At 71.0% G+C, this 15,232-nt stretch carries 21 protein-coding genes and 1 pseudogene; 13 read left to right on the top strand and 9 right to left on the bottom strand.

Features of this window, described 5'->3' with window-relative positions:
* On the bottom strand, positions 1–186 hold a 186-nt coding region (locus GSF22_RS19230; RefSeq protein WP_208815048.1), incomplete at its 3' end, for a hypothetical protein.
* Here GSF22_RS19230 and GSF22_RS19235 point away from each other — a divergent pair.
* The 5 genes from GSF22_RS19235 (at position 180) to GSF22_RS19250 (ending at position 3,717) form a co-directional block, all read left to right on the top strand.
* Positions 180–1,202, top strand: a complete 1,023-nt coding sequence (locus GSF22_RS19235) for a hypothetical protein (protein WP_307804122.1) — start codon at positions 180–182, stop codon at positions 1,200–1,202. The two genes, GSF22_RS19230 and GSF22_RS19235, sit on opposite strands and share 7 nt — an antisense overlap.
* Positions 1,203–1,334: 132 nt before the next feature.
* Positions 1,335–2,129, top strand: a complete 795-nt coding sequence (locus tag GSF22_RS19240; protein ID WP_307804123.1) for an LmeA family phospholipid-binding protein — start codon at positions 1,335–1,337, stop codon at positions 2,127–2,129.
* A 126-nt stretch (positions 2,130–2,255) separates the two neighbouring features.
* Complete coding sequence (locus tag GSF22_RS36015) at positions 2,256–2,333, top strand: Ms5788A family Cys-rich leader peptide (RefSeq protein ID WP_310503780.1); 78 nt, start codon at positions 2,256–2,258, stop codon at positions 2,331–2,333.
* A 206-nt stretch (positions 2,334–2,539) separates the two neighbouring features.
* Positions 2,540–3,388 carry a sulfurtransferase gene (locus GSF22_RS19245; protein WP_208815051.1) on the top strand — a complete coding sequence of 283 codons (849 nt, stop codon included), beginning with the start codon at positions 2,540–2,542 and terminating at the stop codon, positions 3,386–3,388.
* Between the two features lie 5 nt (positions 3,389–3,393).
* Entirely contained in the window at positions 3,394–3,717 is a 324-nt protein-coding gene (locus tag GSF22_RS19250) for a DUF1416 domain-containing protein (RefSeq protein ID WP_208815052.1), read from the top strand.
* A gap of 84 nt (positions 3,718–3,801) precedes the next feature.
* Here GSF22_RS19250 and GSF22_RS19255 read toward each other — a convergent pair whose 3' ends face one another.
* A complete protein-coding gene (locus GSF22_RS19255) occupies positions 3,802–4,056 on the bottom strand; it encodes a hypothetical protein (RefSeq protein WP_307804124.1) in 255 nt (84 codons plus the stop codon).
* Positions 4,053–4,478: a DivIVA domain-containing protein gene (locus GSF22_RS19260; RefSeq protein ID WP_307804125.1), complete on the bottom strand. Its 426-nt coding sequence runs from the start codon at positions 4,476–4,478 to the stop codon at positions 4,053–4,055. The genes GSF22_RS19255 and GSF22_RS19260 overlap by 4 nt, the downstream gene beginning before the upstream one ends.
* A 253-nt stretch (positions 4,479–4,731) precedes the next feature.
* Between GSF22_RS19260 and GSF22_RS19265 the strand changes: the two genes are divergently transcribed.
* Both GSF22_RS19265 and GSF22_RS19270 read left to right on the top strand, forming a co-directional pair.
* Positions 4,732–4,971, top strand: coding sequence for a winged helix-turn-helix domain-containing protein (locus GSF22_RS19265; RefSeq protein ID WP_208815055.1), 240 nt, complete (start codon positions 4,732–4,734; stop codon positions 4,969–4,971).
* Positions 4,972–5,113: 142 nt separating this feature from the next.
* Positions 5,114–6,133: an aminoglycoside phosphotransferase family protein gene (locus GSF22_RS19270; protein WP_208815074.1), complete on the top strand. Its 1,020-nt coding sequence runs from the start codon at positions 5,114–5,116 to the stop codon at positions 6,131–6,133.
* Positions 6,134–6,564: 431 nt separating this feature from the next.
* Here the strand turns inward: GSF22_RS19270 and GSF22_RS19275 are convergent, their stop codons facing one another.
* Entirely contained in the window at positions 6,565–7,155 is a 591-nt protein-coding gene (locus GSF22_RS19275; RefSeq protein WP_208815057.1) for a DinB family protein, read from the bottom strand.
* A 78-nt stretch (positions 7,156–7,233) separates the two neighbouring features.
* On the opposite strand from GSF22_RS19275, the gene GSF22_RS19280 reads away from it, so the two are divergent.
* Positions 7,234–8,112 (top strand): septum formation family protein, encoded by an 879-nt coding sequence (locus GSF22_RS19280; RefSeq protein ID WP_208815058.1) that lies wholly within the window; start codon positions 7,234–7,236, stop codon positions 8,110–8,112.
* 140 nt (positions 8,113–8,252) lie between these two features.
* On the opposite strand, the gene GSF22_RS19285 is transcribed toward GSF22_RS19280, so the two are convergent.
* Positions 8,253–8,393, bottom strand: coding sequence for an LPXTG cell wall anchor domain-containing protein (locus GSF22_RS19285; RefSeq protein ID WP_208815060.1), 141 nt, complete (start codon positions 8,391–8,393; stop codon positions 8,253–8,255).
* A 70-nt stretch (positions 8,394–8,463) separates the two neighbouring features.
* Positions 8,464–9,510, bottom strand: coding sequence for a glycosyltransferase family 2 protein (locus GSF22_RS19290; RefSeq protein WP_307804126.1), 1,047 nt, complete (start codon positions 9,508–9,510; stop codon positions 8,464–8,466).
* Positions 9,511–9,899: 389 nt separating this feature from the next.
* Between GSF22_RS19290 and GSF22_RS19295 the strand changes: the two genes are divergently transcribed.
* The 3 genes from GSF22_RS19295 (at position 9,900) to GSF22_RS19305 (ending at position 11,755) form a co-directional block, all read left to right on the top strand.
* Entirely contained in the window at positions 9,900–10,781 is an 882-nt protein-coding gene (locus GSF22_RS19295) for a hypothetical protein (protein WP_439957792.1), read from the top strand.
* 136 nt (positions 10,782–10,917) lie between these two features.
* Positions 10,918–11,352 carry a hypothetical protein gene (locus tag GSF22_RS19300; RefSeq protein WP_208815064.1) on the top strand — a complete coding sequence of 145 codons (435 nt, stop codon included), beginning with the start codon at positions 10,918–10,920 and terminating at the stop codon, positions 11,350–11,352.
* 1 nt (position 11,353) lies between these two features.
* Positions 11,354–11,755 (top strand): hypothetical protein, encoded by a 402-nt coding sequence (locus GSF22_RS19305; protein WP_208815065.1) that lies wholly within the window; start codon positions 11,354–11,356, stop codon positions 11,753–11,755.
* Between the two features lie 78 nt (positions 11,756–11,833).
* Here the strand turns inward: GSF22_RS19305 and GSF22_RS19310 are convergent, their stop codons facing one another.
* The 3 genes from GSF22_RS19310 to GSF22_RS19320 form a co-directional block, all read right to left on the bottom strand.
* On the bottom strand, positions 11,834–13,888 hold the full coding sequence (locus tag GSF22_RS19310) for an amylo-alpha-1,6-glucosidase (RefSeq protein WP_208815067.1): 2,055 nt from the start codon (positions 13,886–13,888) through the stop codon (positions 11,834–11,836).
* Positions 13,885–14,337: an SCP2 sterol-binding domain-containing protein gene (locus GSF22_RS19315; RefSeq protein ID WP_208815068.1), complete on the bottom strand. Its 453-nt coding sequence runs from the start codon at positions 14,335–14,337 to the stop codon at positions 13,885–13,887. The genes GSF22_RS19310 and GSF22_RS19315 overlap by 4 nt, the downstream gene beginning before the upstream one ends.
* A gap of 144 nt (positions 14,338–14,481) precedes the next feature.
* Positions 14,482–14,844 (bottom strand): DsrE family protein, encoded by a 363-nt coding sequence (locus tag GSF22_RS19320; RefSeq protein WP_208815070.1) that lies wholly within the window; start codon positions 14,842–14,844, stop codon positions 14,482–14,484.
* Positions 14,845–14,867: 23 nt separating this feature from the next.
* Here GSF22_RS19320 and mtfM point away from each other — a divergent pair, with 23 nt between their 5' ends.
* On the top strand, positions 14,868–14,972 hold the full coding sequence (mtfM, locus tag GSF22_RS35450; protein ID WP_036376929.1) for a small membrane protein MtfM: 105 nt from the start codon (positions 14,868–14,870) through the stop codon (positions 14,970–14,972).
* A gap of 115 nt (positions 14,973–15,087) precedes the next feature.
* Positions 15,088–15,232, top strand: a pseudogene (locus GSF22_RS19325) (FABP family protein); the annotation flags it as partial.

Raw genomic sequence — 15,232 nt, forward strand, 5'->3', positions numbered from 1 at the left:
CCCCTGCGCCCGGCCCGGGTCGCCACCCGGCCCCTGCCGGGCACCCGCCGACCGCTGCTCCGGTTCCCGGGCCGGGGCGCCCGCCGGGTTCCGGTCCGGTTCCCGGGCCGGGGCGTCCCCCCGCCTCCGGTCCCGTCCCCGCGCCCGCAGGGCGCCCGGCAGCTCCGGGACGGTCCCCGGTGGCACCGCCCGGAACACCGGCCCGTCCACCGGGCGCCACCGGGCAGCCCTGGTCCGACTCGGAGGAGCCGGACGACTGGACCGAGCGGAACGGTCCGCGCCGGGCCCGGCGGGACGGCGACGGTTCCGTCCCGCAGCCCCGGGCCACCGACCGGGACGACGCACCGGACGACGAACCCGACGAGGAGATCGAGGTGGTCCCGGTACGCCGGCAGCTCTCCCTCACCGTCGCCGGGTTCGCCGCGCTCCTCGGGCTCGGGCTGGTCCTGGGCGCGCAGACCGCCGGGCCGGGGCACCGGCTCCCGTTCGCCGTCGTGGTCTTCGGGGTCCAGGTCCTCTTCGTGCTGGCCTGGACGATGGCCATCCGGCCGCCGGCCTGGCCGGTGGTCGGTGCGGTGAGCGTGGCGGTCGCCGCCGCGGTCGACGCTGCGGCGGTACTGCCCGAGGTGGCCGGGCTGGCCCCGCTCGGGTTCGTGACGGCCGGCGGGTTCGTCCTCGCCGTACTCGGGCAGCTCGTCCGCCGGGTGGACCGGGTACGGGTCACCGACTCGCTCGGCGCCACCCTGCTGATCGTGATCGGGGTGATGGCCTTCGCCACGCTGATCGTGCTGACCCGGATCCCGGCCGGTACCCAGTCGATCTTCGTGTGTCTGACCGCGACCGCCGTCGCGCTGGCCGTCGCCCGCCTCGTCGACGCCTTCTTCCCGCTGCCCCGGCTCGCCCCGCAGGTGCCCCGGGGGGCGACCGGTGTGGTCGTCGGCGCGATGGTGGGTACCCTCGCCAGCGGGATCATCGGCAGCTACCTGCTCGGGTTCACCCCGACCAGCGCCGCCGTGGTCGGGCTGGTCACCGCCGCCACCGCCGTGCTGGCCGACCTGGCCGTCGGGTACGCCGAGGCGGGGCGGCTGATGGCCGGTGAACCGCCGACCATGTGGATCGCCCGGCACATGCAGGGCCCCACCGGCGGCTTCGCCCTGGCGGCCCCGGCCGCTTACGCGATGTGCGTACTCTTCCTCACCTGACCTGACGATGATTGACGCGGTGCGGCGCCCCGGGTGCCGCACCGCCCCGTTCCGGGCACGGTTGACCGACCGGCCGGTCGGGTACAAGACGCTGCGCCGCGTACCGGCGGTGGCGGCGACGGAGGAGGCGGCGTGACGGCGACGGCGGAGAGCTACCCGGAGTACGAGACGCGACCCCGGCGGCGGGGCCGCAAGCTGCTCATCGGGCTGCTCGTCCTGCTGCTGGTGCTGGGCGGCCTGCTGGTACTCGCCGACCGGGTCGCCGCCGGGGCGGCCGAGCGGGCCATCGCCGAGCAGGCCGGTCGGGAGACCGCCAAGCGGCAGATCTCCTCCACCACGCCGGACGTCTCGATCGGCGGCTTCCCGTTCCTGACCCAGGTGCTCGACGGCCGGTACGAGTCGATCACCATCAACGTGCGGGACGCCCAGGGGCCGGTCCAGGACCGGACGGTCCGGCTGCCCCGGCTGGAGATCACCGCCCGGGACGTGACGGCCTCGCTCTCCACCCTCCGCTCCGGGCAGGGCGACGTCCGCGCGGCCAGCGTCGACGGCACCGGGGTCATCGCGTACGACAGCGTGGCCCAGTTCATCAGCCAGCCCGGGGTCAAGCTCGCCGAGCGGGACGGCAAGCTCGGGGTCTCCCTGCCGGTGGACCTGCTCGGGCAGCAGTTCACCGTCAACGGCATCGGGGTGCTGACCGTCGACGACCAGGGCCGGGTGTCGCTGAAGTTCGAGGACCTCAACGCCGAGGGGGTGCCGAACGTGCCGCTGGCCCGCTCCCTGCTGACCGGCTACGCCAAGCGCATCTCCATCCGGGTACCGCTGCCGGAGCTGCCGTACGACCTGCGGGTACGCGAGGTCCGGGTACTGCCCGAAGGGCTGGAGGTCAGCGCCACCGCGAAGGACGTACCGCTCAACGCGGCCTGAGCCCGACCGGCTCTCCGGCCCCGGGCGGACAGCACGGGGCATGGGGTCTCCGTCACAGGGTTCCAAGTCCCGGATCGTGGTCGCTAGGGGTGGTCACCCGGCGCCTGGCTGGTAGGCTCGCTTCCCATGGGGACGCACCTCACCAAACGGCGCGCGGTCGACCTGTGCCGCGTGGCCACCTGCCTCTGTCGCCCCGTCATCTGACGGCGGGGCTGCATCCGGCCGCCTGAACGGCGGTCGCCGGCACGCGGGGCATCAGACCCCCTCCGGTGTCCCTTCATCGCCCGGCAGCGGCGCCGTCGCACGAACCCCTGATCCGTCCTTCCTACCTGGGTCCCGCGCGGGGTGCGACAGCACGATCCGGCCACGCGCAGGCTCACCACCCACCATCCTCAACAGGGAGTGATCTGATGAGTCGCGACACCGCACTCGTCTCGGCCGACTGGGCCGAGAAGAACATCGGCGCCCCCGGCGTCGTCTTCGTCGAGGTCGACGAGGACACCTCGGCGTACGACACCGGCCACATCGCCGGTGCGATCAAGCTCGACTGGAAGACCGACCTCCAGGACCAGGTGCGCCGGGACTTCGTCAACAAGTCGCAGTTCGAGGCGCTGCTCTCCGAGCGGGGCATCAGCAACGACGACACCGTCATCCTCTACGGCGGCAACAACAACTGGTTCGCCGCGTACGCGTACTGGTACTTCAAGCTCTACGGCCACGGCGACGTCAAGCTGCTCGACGGTGGCCGCAAGAAGTGGGAGCTGGACGCCCGCCCGCTGGTGACCGACAAGGTCTCCCGCCCGGCCACCCAGTACGTCGCGCAGGAGCCGGACACCTCGATCCGCGCCTTCCGCGACGAGATCGTCGCCGCGATCGGCACCAAGAACCTGGTCGACGTCCGCTCGCCCGACGAGTACGCCGGTCGGCTGCTCGCCCCCGCCCACCTGCCGCAGGAGCAGGCGCAGCGGGCCGGCCACGTGCCCACCGCGATCAGCGTGCCGTGGTCGAAGGCGGCCAACGAGGACGGCACCTTCAAGTCCGACGACGAGCTGCGCAAGATCTACGCTGCCGCCGGCCTGGACGACAGCAAGGAGACCATCGCGTACTGCCGGATCGGCGAGCGCTCCTCGCACACCTGGTTCGTGCTCCAGGAGCTGCTCGGCCACCAGAACGTGAAGAACTACGACGGATCCTGGACCGAGTACGGCTCGCTGGTCGGCGTGCCGGTGGCGCTCGGCGACGAGCCCGGAGAGGCGTGATCACGATGACTGCTCCCACCGCTGCGGGTTGCGCAGCCCCCGACCAGTCCGCTCCGCTCCCGGCCAGCCTGGACCTGGAGAAGGAAACCGTCATCACCGGCGTCGTGACCTCCGGGTCCGACGAGGTCGTGGCCGGCGCCTACGTCCGGCTGCTCGACTCGACCGGTGAGTTCACCGCCGAGGTCGTGACCTCCCCGGCCGGTCAGTTCCGGTTCTTCGCCGCGCCCGGCACCTGGACGCTGCGGGCGCTCTCCCGGCACGGCAACGGTGACGCCACCGTGAACGCCGCCCGGGGCATCAACGAGGTGGCGGTCAAGGTCGCGGCCTGACGGTACGCCCACGCTCTGTCGACAGTGGCCCGCCGCACCCCGTCCCGGGGTGTCGGCGGGCCCCGTCGTTCCCCGGGTGCGCGGTCATGAGGTGCAGTTGCCGGGGTGGTCGGTCCGTCGTACGCAGCGCCGTCGCCCGCCGAGCAGCCGGTCGCAGAAGACCTGACGCTGCACGCCCTGATCGTCCACCTCGGACACCGTGGTCTCGCCCATCCGCACGTCCGGCAGGAAGGCCAACGACCGGGCGATCGAGCGGGCCAGCAGCTCCGCCGCGGGCAGGTCGGCGGCGACGACCGTCAGGTGTACGACGTACCGCTGGCGGTCGACCACGCTGCTCACCGGCGGACCACCCGGGGCCCGAACCGGGACTGCCAGTCGCGGAGCGCACCCTTGATCCGCGTGTTCTCCTCCCGGGTACGCGTCAGCTCGGCATGCAGTGCGGTCAGCTCGTCGGCGATCCGGTGCAGGAAGCCGTCCACCTCGGCCGGGTCCAGCCCGTACCGGCGCTGGCCGAACCGCTGCTGTCGTACCTGACTCGCGCAGAGCGGCCGGTACGCCGTCGACCGGTAGTGGTGGCCCGCGTTGTGCCGCCCCGGTGGCCCGGCCCGGCCAGCGGACCGGGTGTCGCTGCGGTTGGTGGGCCGGTTGTCGCTGCGGTGCCGCCCCGGCGGTCGCCGGTCGGGTGCCGGCCGGTCGACTCCGGTGGGTCGACCGGTTGCCGTCGACCGGTTCCGGCGGAGCAGCCGGAGGAACCTGCGCACGATGAGGACCGCCTTTCCGCACGGGCAGCCGGGACCGGTGCTGCCCTGGAGGGCGGTCGGGGCGGGTGTACCCCTTCCATCTCCGACACCCGCCCCGACCGGGGGAAGAGCCCTGCTCGTTGCCACGCGAGGAGCGCTCGCCGCCTAACTTAGTCACTGAAGTTGCGGAGGGCAACCTTCGCGTGCTTCGCGTCTTCAACTTGTTTCGTGTGTGAGCCCGTGATCGAATCGGAGGTGCCACGCGAGGAGTGCCATGCCTGCATTGCCGGATTACTTCAAGATCGCCAACGGGATCATGTCCGATGTCAGAAGCGGACGACTCAAGCCCGGGGACAAGCTGCCGTCGATCGCTGAACTGTGCGAAGAGCACAAGGTGAGCGCGTCGACCATCCGGCTTGTCTTCGTGCGGCTGGAAGCGCTGGAGGTCATCGACCGTCACCAGGGAAAGGGTGTGTTCGTCACCGATCCGGCGACGTGGCTGCGCAAGCCCTGACCGGGTGGCTGACACCTTTTCGGGTCTACGGCGGGCCGTGATCCACTCCGCATCCGCGACCCGGCGGACGATCCGTGTCTGCCGGGGGCGAAGAAGCTGGTAGGTGAGGCTGATCAGTGGCACTTCAGATGAGGACGGCTCAGTGAGTGGTGTTCCAGATCTCGGTCCTTTGCCGCAGCGCATCACCGTCGCCACGGAACAGGTGCACCGGCTCATCGCCGACCAGTTCCCACACCTGGCCGACCTCCCGATCGAGCCGGTAGCCAACGGCGGCTGGGACAACTGGACCTTCCACCTGGGCTCCGACAAGCTGGTGCGTCTGCCCAGCGCTGCCGAGTACGCCTTGGCGGTCGACAAGGAACATCGGTGGCTCCCGGCCCTCGCCGCCCGGCTGCCGCTGCCCATTCCCCACCCGGTGGCGAAAGGCAAGCCAGCTGCGGACTACCCCTATCCGTGGTCGATCTACCGGTGGCTCGACGGCGAGCCGGCGAGCGTGGACCGCATTGCCGACCCGGTACGGTTCGCGATTGACCTGGCCGATTTCCTGGCGGCCTTGCAGGGCGTCGACACCGCTGGTGGTCCGCAGCCCGGTGTCCACAACTGGTTCCGGGGCGGCACCCTGCGCACTTTCGACCAGAAAGTCGAGCGTGCGCTCGCGGAGTTGGACGGCCGCGTCGATGCCGGGCTGGTACGCGAGATCTGGGCGAGGGCACTCGACGCCTGCTGGGACGGTGTGGACCGCTGGTTTCATGGGGACATCGCCCCGGGAAACCTGTTACTTGCTGACGGCCGGTTGGCGGCCGTCATCGATTTCGGGACGTGCGGTGTCGGTGACCCGGCCTGCGATCTGGCGATTGCCTGGACGTTGCTGACCGGTGACGGCCGGGAGGCATTCCGCAGTCGGCTGTCGGCGGATGATGCGACGTGGGCGCGTGGACGTGGTTGGGCCCTCTGGAAGACCCTCGCCACCTGCTCCGCCACTTTCAAGGATGTCGAGGACGCAGAAGAATTCGCGAACGCGCAACGCGTCCTCGGCGAGATCTCCGCTGAATACACGGCTAACGCTACGGAGGCCAGGAACAGTAGCGGGCTCCCGGCATGCATGCCGTGTGAAGGCGTGATACCTGAGAGTCATAATTATGATTCTCAGGTATCGCCATGAAACCAGCTATCAGCCTCACCTCCGGGTGGTGCGCGGATCCACACAAACCGTCGGCAGCACCGATCCTCAGCGTGTAGCAGCCGGCTATGGTGGGTCACTGGCGCGTTGCCGGAATGGCTCAGTGAGTACGCCCTGGCGCGCCCTCGTCCAGTCCTGATCACGATCCCCGGCTGGGGTACTACTCGCAGACGGCTCGCCGTGGTTGCGGGCTCATGCTTGGACGGCTGGATGAGTAACACCGTGACGGGAGAGAGATTCCGCGACGAGGCCGCACCCTGGGTGACCGCCACCAGTTCCGCCAGGAATCGGTCCATATTGGATTCTGGCAGAAAGCCACCCGTGGCAGTGCCTCGATCAGGAACTGCGGACGGCGTCCACGGGCTGATTGCGGATCGGGCTGGCGAGCAGCCATGCGGTGAGGTCCCCCGTCATCACCGTTCAGCTGCCGCCTCGGCTGCCTGCTGTACCCGGGTCCGGTGCTCCGCCCACCGGGTCGCGTCGCCGTGCGGCAGGTTGTCGTTGCCCCGGGCCATCCCGGCGGCGCCGTCGATCATCTCCCGGACGATGTCCGCATGCCCGGCGTGCCGGTGGCTCTCGGCGGTCACGTGCACCAGGATCCGGTGCAGGGTCACCTGGTTGCGGTCGGCCGGCCACCAGGGGACGGCACCGACCGCGTCGAGCGGCAACTCCTCGATCGTCGCGTCGGCGTGCGCCCAGGCCCGGTGGTAGAGCCCGACGATCTGCTCACGGGACTCGTCGGCCGTCGCCCAGAGGTCCGCGTTCGGGTCGGCGTCCGGGGCCAGCCAGGGCATCGACTCGTCGTACGGCCGGCCGAAGGTGAGCCCGAAGTAACCGAACTCGATGCTGGCCAGGTGCTTGACCAGCCCCAGCAGGTTGGTGCCGGTGGGGGTCAACGGCCGGCGGATGTCGTACTCGGCGAGTCCGTCGAGCTTCCACAGCAGGGCCTCGCGGGCCGAGCGCAGGTAGCGGTGCAGATCGGCTTTGGCATCCGGTGGCGTCATGCGGACAGCCTGCCATCCGGGTCTGTCATCCGGACACCTAGTTTTAACGATCTTGACCGGATGAGAACAGGAGGACGTGTGCGGGTACGTGGACTGGCAGCTCTGCTGCTCATGGTCGGACTGGCGGGTGGCGGGTGCGACGACGGCGCCGGGGACGGGTCGTTCACCCCGCAGATGGGCGCCTGCCACCGGTTTGACGCGGCGGAGAGCGGCCGGAGCGGGTACGACCCGGTGGGCTGCGACGAACTGCACGAGGCCGAGACGGTGCACGTCGGTGTCCTCACCGCTTCCGACGACGGGAGCCGGCCGGAAGGCGGGTCACCGGCCCGGCGGGCCGCGTTCGACGCGTGCGACGCGGCGGCGACCGGGTACCTGGGTGGTGAGTGGCGGGCCGCCCGGCTGGTGCTGCGTGTGGTGGTCCCGACCGTGCCGGACTGGGACCGGGGCGACCGCTGGTTCCGCTGCGATCTGAGTGAGATCGGCGGGATGGAGTTCGACGATCCCACCCCGCGGAAGGGCAGCCTCCGGGCGGCCCTCGCCGACACTCCCGGCGGCAACAGCAGCGCGGGCGGGCGGTCGGGGCTGGCGTACGGCTGCCTGAACGTGGCCGAGCTGCCCGACGGGGAGATCGGCGGGGTGGCCGAGCTGGACTCGTGCGACACCGCCCACCACGCCGAGTACGCCGGGGTGTGGCGGGCACCGGACCAGTCCTACGCCGATCTCCGTGGCGGCGACGGCCCGGCCCTGGACGGTTGCCGCGCGGTCGTCGCCCGTTATCTGTCGGTACCGGAGGCCGGCGACCTGGACGGCCGGGTCGAGGTGGTGTTCCGGCTGCCCCCGGAGCAGGAGTGGGGCGCCGGGGACCGGGGCGTCCGGTGCATCCTCTGGCTACCCGACCACGGTCTCACCCGCTCGTTGCGGGGTGTCGGCCCGGCCGGGCTTCCGCCGGCGACCTGACCGGGCACCGGGGCGGGTATCCCACCCAGTGTCGATCTTGCAGTTGTGGCCCTTTTTTCGCCCCAATTACCACTTATGGCGGGGCCGCAACTGCAAGATCAACGTGGGTGGGATGCCCGTGCCGGCACGACCGGCGTCGGTCAGTTACCCCGGCGACGCAGCTTCGCGCCCCACTGGGCGACCGTCACCAGCAGTGCGCCGATGCCGAGGGCGAGCGCGCCGATCAGGCCGACGGCTGCCGTGGAGGTTCCGGTGAGCGGGAGATCCTGGTTAGCGGACATGTTTTTCCACCTCCTCTGCGGTGCGGTGCCGATGGGACGGGTCAGGGAGCGGTTGCCGGCAGCCTCGGACTCAGCTGTTCGTGCCGGCGGGTACGGCGATGCGGACCGGTGAGGACCAGACACAGCGGTCCACCGTCGGCTGGCGGATCGCCTTCACCAGGGCGTGTACCAGCACCACCCGGTACAGCAGGTCGGCGAGGATGATCGCGGGCAGGAAGAGCAGCAACCGGGGGCGGCCGAGCCGCCAGGCGGCGAGTGCCACCCAGATGCCCTGCCCGGCGAGCAGGAACAGCAGCCCGGCGCCGAGCCCGGGGCCGGCGGTGGCCAGCAGCCAGATGGTCAGTGGCGCCCCCACGACGTAGAGCAGCCAGTGCAGCATCAGCAGCAGGTACGCGTAGTCGAAGCGGCTGTGCCGGCGACCCACCCGGTGGCCGATGATGCCCTGGAAGGTGCCCCACAGCCAGCGCAGGTTCTGCCGGTACCAGTCCCGGCCCGTGGTCGGGTCCTGGAGCTGGGCGACCGCCCGGGGTGCGTAGACCACCCGCCCGAGCTGCCGGCGGTGTGTCTCCAGGACCCAGTACGTGTCGTCGACGATGTACGGGGGCTGCTGCGGCAGTACGGCGTCCAGCAACTCCGTACGGTAGATCGAGTTCGAGCCGGAGATGCAGTTCATGACGTTGAAGTGGCTCTGGATCCGCCGGACGATCGCCTGGTAGTTCCAGTAGCTGTAGGCCCGTTTGGCGAGCCACGGGTTCCACCGGTGCTCCGGCGGCCACCAGGTCACGTTGTGGCCGACGACGATCGCCACCTGCCCGGTCAGGTGTGCCAGGGCCTCGGTGACGAAGTCCGGCGCGACGAGTACGTCGTCGTCGAGGATCGCCACCGCGCGGTACCACCGGGAGAGGCCGAACCGTTCGTACGCCGCGTGCAGGGCGGCCGGCTTGCCGACGTTCTCGGTCAGTTCGAGTACGGCCGCACCGGCGGCTGCCGCCACCCGGGCGGTCCCGTCGGTGGAGGCGTCGGAGACCACGTAGACCGGGGCGCCGGTGGCCCGGGCCGCTGTCACGGTGCCGCCGATCGTGGCCGCGCCGTTCCGGCAGGCGATCAGGATGGCCACCTGGTCGGGTTGGACGGGCCGGTAGCGGCGCTGTCCCGGCGGCCGACCACGCCGGTGGGCGACCTGGTCGGGTCGGACAAAGCCGTAGCCGAAGGCAGCGACTATCGCGATCAGGATAATCGCACTCAGAGTAACTGAGGAGATCAGGAAAGCTTCCCGCACGAGAAGTCCCATTTCGCAGGTGAAGGGGTTTGTGGGGGCCGCTTCCTTGCGGCGTGTCCGTAACGCTACGTATTCGTGAGATGGCCTCCAAATCTGGAGCTGTGATGTGCCCGTTCGGCGGACCGTCGGTCGACCGCTCGGGCCAGGGGGCTCCGCCAGGCCCGCTCAGGGGTTCCGCCCTCCCCGGCCGCGTCGGGATCCGGCGTGCCACGATGGGCCGCGTGAGTATGGACGCGCCGGCGTACGCCCAGGTGAGCCCGACCCCGGAGCAGCCCGACCGGAGGCGGTGGGGCCGCTGGTTGCTGGCCGGGACGGTGGCCTGGGCGGTACTGCTCGCCGTGCTCACCTGGATCTCGGTCCGGGACGACCCGCCGACCGTCCGCGAGCAGCGCGACCTGGCCGAGGTGGTACCGGTGGTGGACCGGGCGGTCGGGGCGTTGGCCGCCGCCGCGTCCGGCCCGGAGGCCGTGGTCGAGCTGGGGCCGACCGAATTCGAGCGGGGTTGCCGGCTCACCCCGTTCCTCGACGGTGCCACCCTGACCCGGCAGGTCACCGTGTACTTCAGCAACGGGAACGGGGACGAGGCCGGCGAGGCCGCGCTGCGCCGGATCGCCGAGCGCCTCCCGGCCGAGTACCGGGCGGGGGCCCGCCGTACCGACGAGGGGTTCCTGCTGCGGGCCGACGCCGGTGACTTCGTCGCGGTCTACGGCGAGTTGCCGCAGCCCGGCCGGGCGGTGCTGTCCGTCGAGACCGGCTGCCGGCCGGTCCCGGACGGCTTCGCCGTGACGGGCCCCGATCCCGACCGTCCCGCAGGCGCGCTCCGGGTCATGTTGACGCAGGCGCTCACCGCGCTCGGCCGACCGGTGCCCGACGAACCGGAATGGCGGACCGTGCCGTGCCCCGATCGCGGCTTCGCCGGCACCGCCTCGGTCGACACCCCCGGGGCGCTCCCGGCGCCACCGGCAGAGCTGCTGCGGCCGGCCGCCGCCCCCCTCGTCCTGGTGGACACCCCCGAGCGGTACGCCTACCGGGCCGGCCCGCTCGGCGTGACGGTCGCCGTCACCGGCGACCGGACCCGGGTCTCGGTCAGCCTGGACTGCCACCGTTGAGCCGGTACCCGGGGTGAGCAGCCCCGGGCGTGGACAATGAGTAGCCGCTACTCAGGCGTACCCACCCCTGCCCACGGTGAACTGTTTCCAGCCGGCGAGCGGCCGGTCCGGCAGGAAACAGGAGAGGGAACCCACCGTGGGACTGTTCAAGCAGCTCAAGGACATGAAGAACGTCGTCGGGGCGGCACCGGCGATGATCGCCGAGGCCCGCGCCCTGCAACAGCAGGCGTACCAGACCCAGGCGGCAGCCGGTCACTACGCCGCCCCGGCGGCCGGTCAGTACGGCCACCCGGCGATGGCCGGGGTCGGCGTGCCGCAGCCGGCGGACATCCCGCCCGGTGACCTGCGGCTCGCCCCGATCGAGGGAGTCAGCCTGGAGTTGTACGCGCAGGTGTCGAAGGCGGCGGCGACCCACCGGCTGGACGAGGCCGGCATGGCGCGGTACGCGGCGACGCTCGGCGCGGACCCGGTCACCTGGCCGGCCGCGATCGACGGCTGGAACGCCCGGATGCGCGGCGACATGCAGCTCGCCACCCAGTTCGGCCGGCTCTACCAGAACGCGCAGGTCTGACATGGGGATCTTCGGGTCGCTGCGGGACCTCAACCGTCAGGCAAAGGAGATCAACAAGGGCTACGACCCGGCTGCCCAGATGCGCCAGGGGCTGGCCGCCATGCAGCAGGTCCGTCAGCAGTTGGCCGGCCAGCAGGCGACGGCGCACCTCGCGACCAGCGGGGTGCCGGCGACCGCAACGATCGTCGCCGTCCGGGAGACCGGGGCGTACGTCAACGGGATGCCGAGCGTGGAGTTGCAGCTCATGGTCACCCCGGCCGGCCGGCCACCGTTCCCCGCCGGCTGGACCGGTCTGGTACCCCTGACCGGCCTCGGTCAGCTCCGGCCCGGTGGCAGCGTCGCGGTCCGGTTCGACGCGTTCCAGCCGACCAGCCTCACCGTGCTCTGGGGCCAGCCGGCGTGACGGGCCGGCGGCCTGCGGAGACCGGGGAGCCGGGGTCCCCTGCGGAGACCGGGGAGCCGGGGTCCTCGACCCGACACGTCAGGGCTCGGTCTCGACCTCCCGCTGGGGACGGCTGCGACCGAGCGCATCGACCCGCCCCCACCGGCCGGGAATGTCGAGCATCTCGATCCGGCCCATCCCCTCCGGTACCGCCGGGTTGATGATCAGATGCTCGCCGTGCGGCTCCAGGCCCAGCAGGACCCGGAGCAGCAGCAGTGGGGTACCGGCCGACCAGGCCTGCGGGCTGCATGCCGTCGGATACTGGACCGGGTACGTGGTCCGGGACCGGTCGTAGCCGGCGAACGCCTCCGGCAGCCGGCCGTTGAAGAAACGCGCCGCGTCGATCATCGCCTTGCAGATCATCCCCGCCTCGTCACGGAAGCCGTACCGCCAGAGTCCCCAGGCGATGATCGAGTTGTCGAACGGCCAGACCGTGCCGACGTGGTACCCGAGCGGGTTGTACCGCCCGGCGTCGGTGGCCAGGGTGCGTACCCCCCAGCCGGAGAAGAGCCGGGGACCGGTCAGGTGGGCGGCCACCTTCGCGGCCCGGTCGGGTGGGACGATCCCGCTCCAGAGCAGATGACCGATGTTGGAGGAGAGCGTGTCGACCTGACTGCCGTCGGCATCCAGGGCGACGGCGTAGTACTCGCCGTCGGGGATCCAGAAGTCCCGGTTGAACCGCTCCTTCAGCTCCGCTGCCTCCCGCTCCAGCCGGTCGGCGTACGCCGGGTCGTTCCAGAACAGCCGGGCCAGCCGGGCACCCCGGATCTTCGCGTCGTACGCGTAACCCTGTAGCTCGCAGGTGGCCCGGGGGAAGTCCGGCAGCCGGCCGTCGGCGTACGAGATGGCGTCCGGCGAGTCCTTCCAGCACTGGTTCTCCAGGCCGTTCACCGGGTTGCGGGTCTCGTACCAGATGTACCCGGTACCGAGCAGGTCACCGTACGAGTCGATCCAGTCCAGGGCGGCCCGGGCCTGCCACTCCAGGGCCCGGACCAGGTCGGTGTCCCCGCTCCACCGTTCGTACTCGTCGATCAGGATGACGAAGAGCGGGGTGGAGTCGGCCGAACCGAAGTACGGCGAGTGCGGCTGTTCCTCGAAGCCCGCCGACTCGCCGTAGCGCAGCTCGTGCAGGATCTTGCCCGGCTCCTCGTCCCGGAAGTCGTCGACCCGGGTGCCCTGGATGCCCGCCAGGGTGCGCAGGGTCGGCGGGACCATCTGCGGCAGGAACGGCAGGGCCTGGAGGCAGGTGAACATGCTGTCCCGGCCGAAGAGTGTCATGAACCAGGGCAGCCCGGCGGTGACGAGCTGGGTGGCGAAGGTGATCGAGGTGTACCGCAGCGCGGCCAGGTCGACCAGGCTCCGTCGGTACGCCGAACCGAGCGGCTCGCAGTCGCAGCCCAACCGGGGCGCCTGGGACAACCACTGGCCCAGTTCCCGTTCCAGCTCCTCCTTGGACCGGCTGCGTTCCATCCGCAGGCTGTCCCGGAAGTCCCGCCCACCTGCCCCGAGCACGTTGGTCTTCAGGTGCAGCCGGGTCGACCACTCGCCGTGCGGCGGAATGGTGATCTGGAAGGTCATGCCGTGTTCGTCGATGGCGCCCGGCTCGCTGGTGGTGATGTTCACCTCGCGCCGGAAGTTCTGTCGTTCGTACCGCAGCAGCAGGTGGTTCTCGCCGACGACGGCGCACGTCCGGCCCTTCTTCCGCTGCGGGTTCTTGATCTCGAACAGGTCGGCGAAGTCGCTGCCCATCTCCATCCGGACGGTCAGCTCGGTCGGCTCGCCGGAGTGGTTGAGTACGGCCACCTGCTCGTCGAAGCTGCCGCCGATGATCCGGTGCCGGATCACCGAGACCTTCGCGTCGAGATAGTGGGTGGGTTCACCGGGGACCAGGAAGTACCGGCTCTCGAAGTACTGCACGTCGTCGACGGAGAGCGGGTGCAGGCGTTCCCCGTCGAGAGTGAGCTGCCAGGTCGACAGGAACCGGGTGTCGTAGGAGAAGAATCCGGTCGGGAAGTCCGGGGAGGGATCGATGTCCCCGGACCGGTCACTGACCACGAAGGTGTTCCCGTCCAGGATGCTGACCAGCGACTTCATCCGGTCCGCTCCTGACCCTCGGGGTGGTTGCCGGTGCCGGTACCCCGGTCGGGTGGGGCCGAGGCCGTGCGTCGGCGGGCGGCGACCTTCTCGCGGGCCACCTCGCGGGGGTCCCGGACCCCGGGCCCGGTGGGAAAGAAGCGTCGTAGCGCCAGGAACAGCCGGACGTCGCCACCGAAGGTGGCATCGTTGCGCAGGACCGCCGCGTTCGGGCGGGAGCATCCGGTGACGAATTCCCGGAAGAGCTGGGTGGGCAGGGTCAGAATCGCGTCGGCGGCCTGTTCGTCCCGGCTCACCATCGCCCTGCCCGGGGCGAAGGTGAGGTACCAGTGTTCGGTCTCGTGACCGTCGACGAGGTCGATCTGGAGCGTGCCGGAGATCGGCATCCGGAGGAGCAGCGGCGCCCTGGCCGGTACGGAGTTGAAGAATTCCGCCGTGTCCCCGGTCATCCCGCCTCCTCCCGCTCCACCGCATACTAGGGCGAATCGGGGCATCGGCGGCGCTGGTCAGGGAAGCTCGCCGAAGGTGGCTCGCGGGGGCCCGGTCGGCGCGTGGAGTGCGGGTGGCGCGCGGAGTACGGGTGGCGCGCGGGGTCAGTAGACGAGCGCCTGGGCGCCCTCGGCCAGCGTCTCCTCCACGAAGACGGCGGCACCCGCGATCCGTACCCCCGGCAGCACGTCGTCGGGGCTGATCTCCCGCCGGGCCGCGCACTGGGTGCAGGCGGTGACCCGACCACTGCTCAGAATGATGTGCAGCAGCTCGGCCAGGGGCGCGGAGTGGGGCAGCTCGAACTCCTGGGCCCGGCCGGGCACCGCGAACCAGGTGGACTCACCGGTCAGCCAGAGCGAGACGTCCACACCGGCGGCGGCAGCGGTGGCGGCCACCGTGAACGCCTGGGCGCAGCGCTCCGGCGCGTCCGCTCCGGCCGTGGCCTTGACGACGAGGGTACGAGCCATGCGGCCAGCATAGGATGACCATGATGGTTACCGAGATCGGGTTCGTCAGCCTGCTGGTCGCCGGTCTCGGCGCGCTCGCCGGCGGCCTGGTCTATCTTGCCGTACGCATGTCGAGAGGACGCTGGTGAGCGCGAGGAGTGAGCCGGTTTTGCGAGCCCCGCAGTCGCGAACGAAGGTGAATCTGGTGAGCGCGAGGAGTGAGCCGGTTTTGCGAGCCCCGCAGTCGCGAACGGAGGACGGCTGGTGAGCGACGAGAACCCCTTGCAGCCGCCGTGGCTCAATGCGCCGCCGGTCGAGGAGTACCCGTTCGAGGACAGCCACGACCTGCGGGTCGGGCCGAAGCTGCACCCCGCCCTGGACGGCTTCCTGCCGTACATCGGGGTATGGC

Origin of the sequence: Micromonospora echinofusca (assembly GCF_017614955.1) — a bacterium.
GTDB lineage: Bacteria > Actinomycetota > Actinomycetes > Mycobacteriales > Micromonosporaceae > Micromonospora > Micromonospora echinofusca_A.

Bases quoted from the DNA above. Each gene is read 5' to 3' on its own strand.
- GSF22_RS36015 (WP_310503780.1), top strand. From the start codon at position 2,256: ATGGGGACGCACCTCACCAAACGGCGCGCGGTCGACCTGTGCCGCGTG.
- GSF22_RS19245 (WP_208815051.1), top strand. From the start codon at position 2,540: ATGAGTCGCGACACCGCACTCGTCTCGGCCGACTGGGCCGAGAAGAAC.
- GSF22_RS19250 (WP_208815052.1), top strand. From the start codon at position 3,394: ATGACTGCTCCCACCGCTGCGGGTTGCGCAGCCCCCGACCAGTCCGCT.
- GSF22_RS19265 (WP_208815055.1), top strand. From the start codon at position 4,732: ATGCCTGCATTGCCGGATTACTTCAAGATCGCCAACGGGATCATGTCC.
- GSF22_RS19275 (WP_208815057.1), bottom strand. From the start codon at position 7,155: ATGACGCCACCGGATGCCAAAGCCGATCTGCACCGCTACCTGCGCTCG.
- GSF22_RS19285 (WP_208815060.1), bottom strand. From the start codon at position 8,393: ATGTCCGCTAACCAGGATCTCCCGCTCACCGGAACCTCCACGGCAGCC.
- GSF22_RS19295 (WP_439957792.1), top strand. From the start codon at position 9,900: ATGGACGCGCCGGCGTACGCCCAGGTGAGCCCGACCCCGGAGCAGCCC.
- GSF22_RS19305 (WP_208815065.1), top strand. From the start codon at position 11,354: ATGGGGATCTTCGGGTCGCTGCGGGACCTCAACCGTCAGGCAAAGGAG.
- GSF22_RS19310 (WP_208815067.1), bottom strand. From the start codon at position 13,888: ATGAAGTCGCTGGTCAGCATCCTGGACGGGAACACCTTCGTGGTCAGT.
- GSF22_RS19315 (WP_208815068.1), bottom strand. From the start codon at position 14,337: ATGACCGGGGACACGGCGGAATTCTTCAACTCCGTACCGGCCAGGGCG.
- GSF22_RS19320 (WP_208815070.1), bottom strand. From the start codon at position 14,844: ATGGCTCGTACCCTCGTCGTCAAGGCCACGGCCGGAGCGGACGCGCCG.
- mtfM (WP_036376929.1), top strand. From the start codon at position 14,868: ATGGTTACCGAGATCGGGTTCGTCAGCCTGCTGGTCGCCGGTCTCGGC.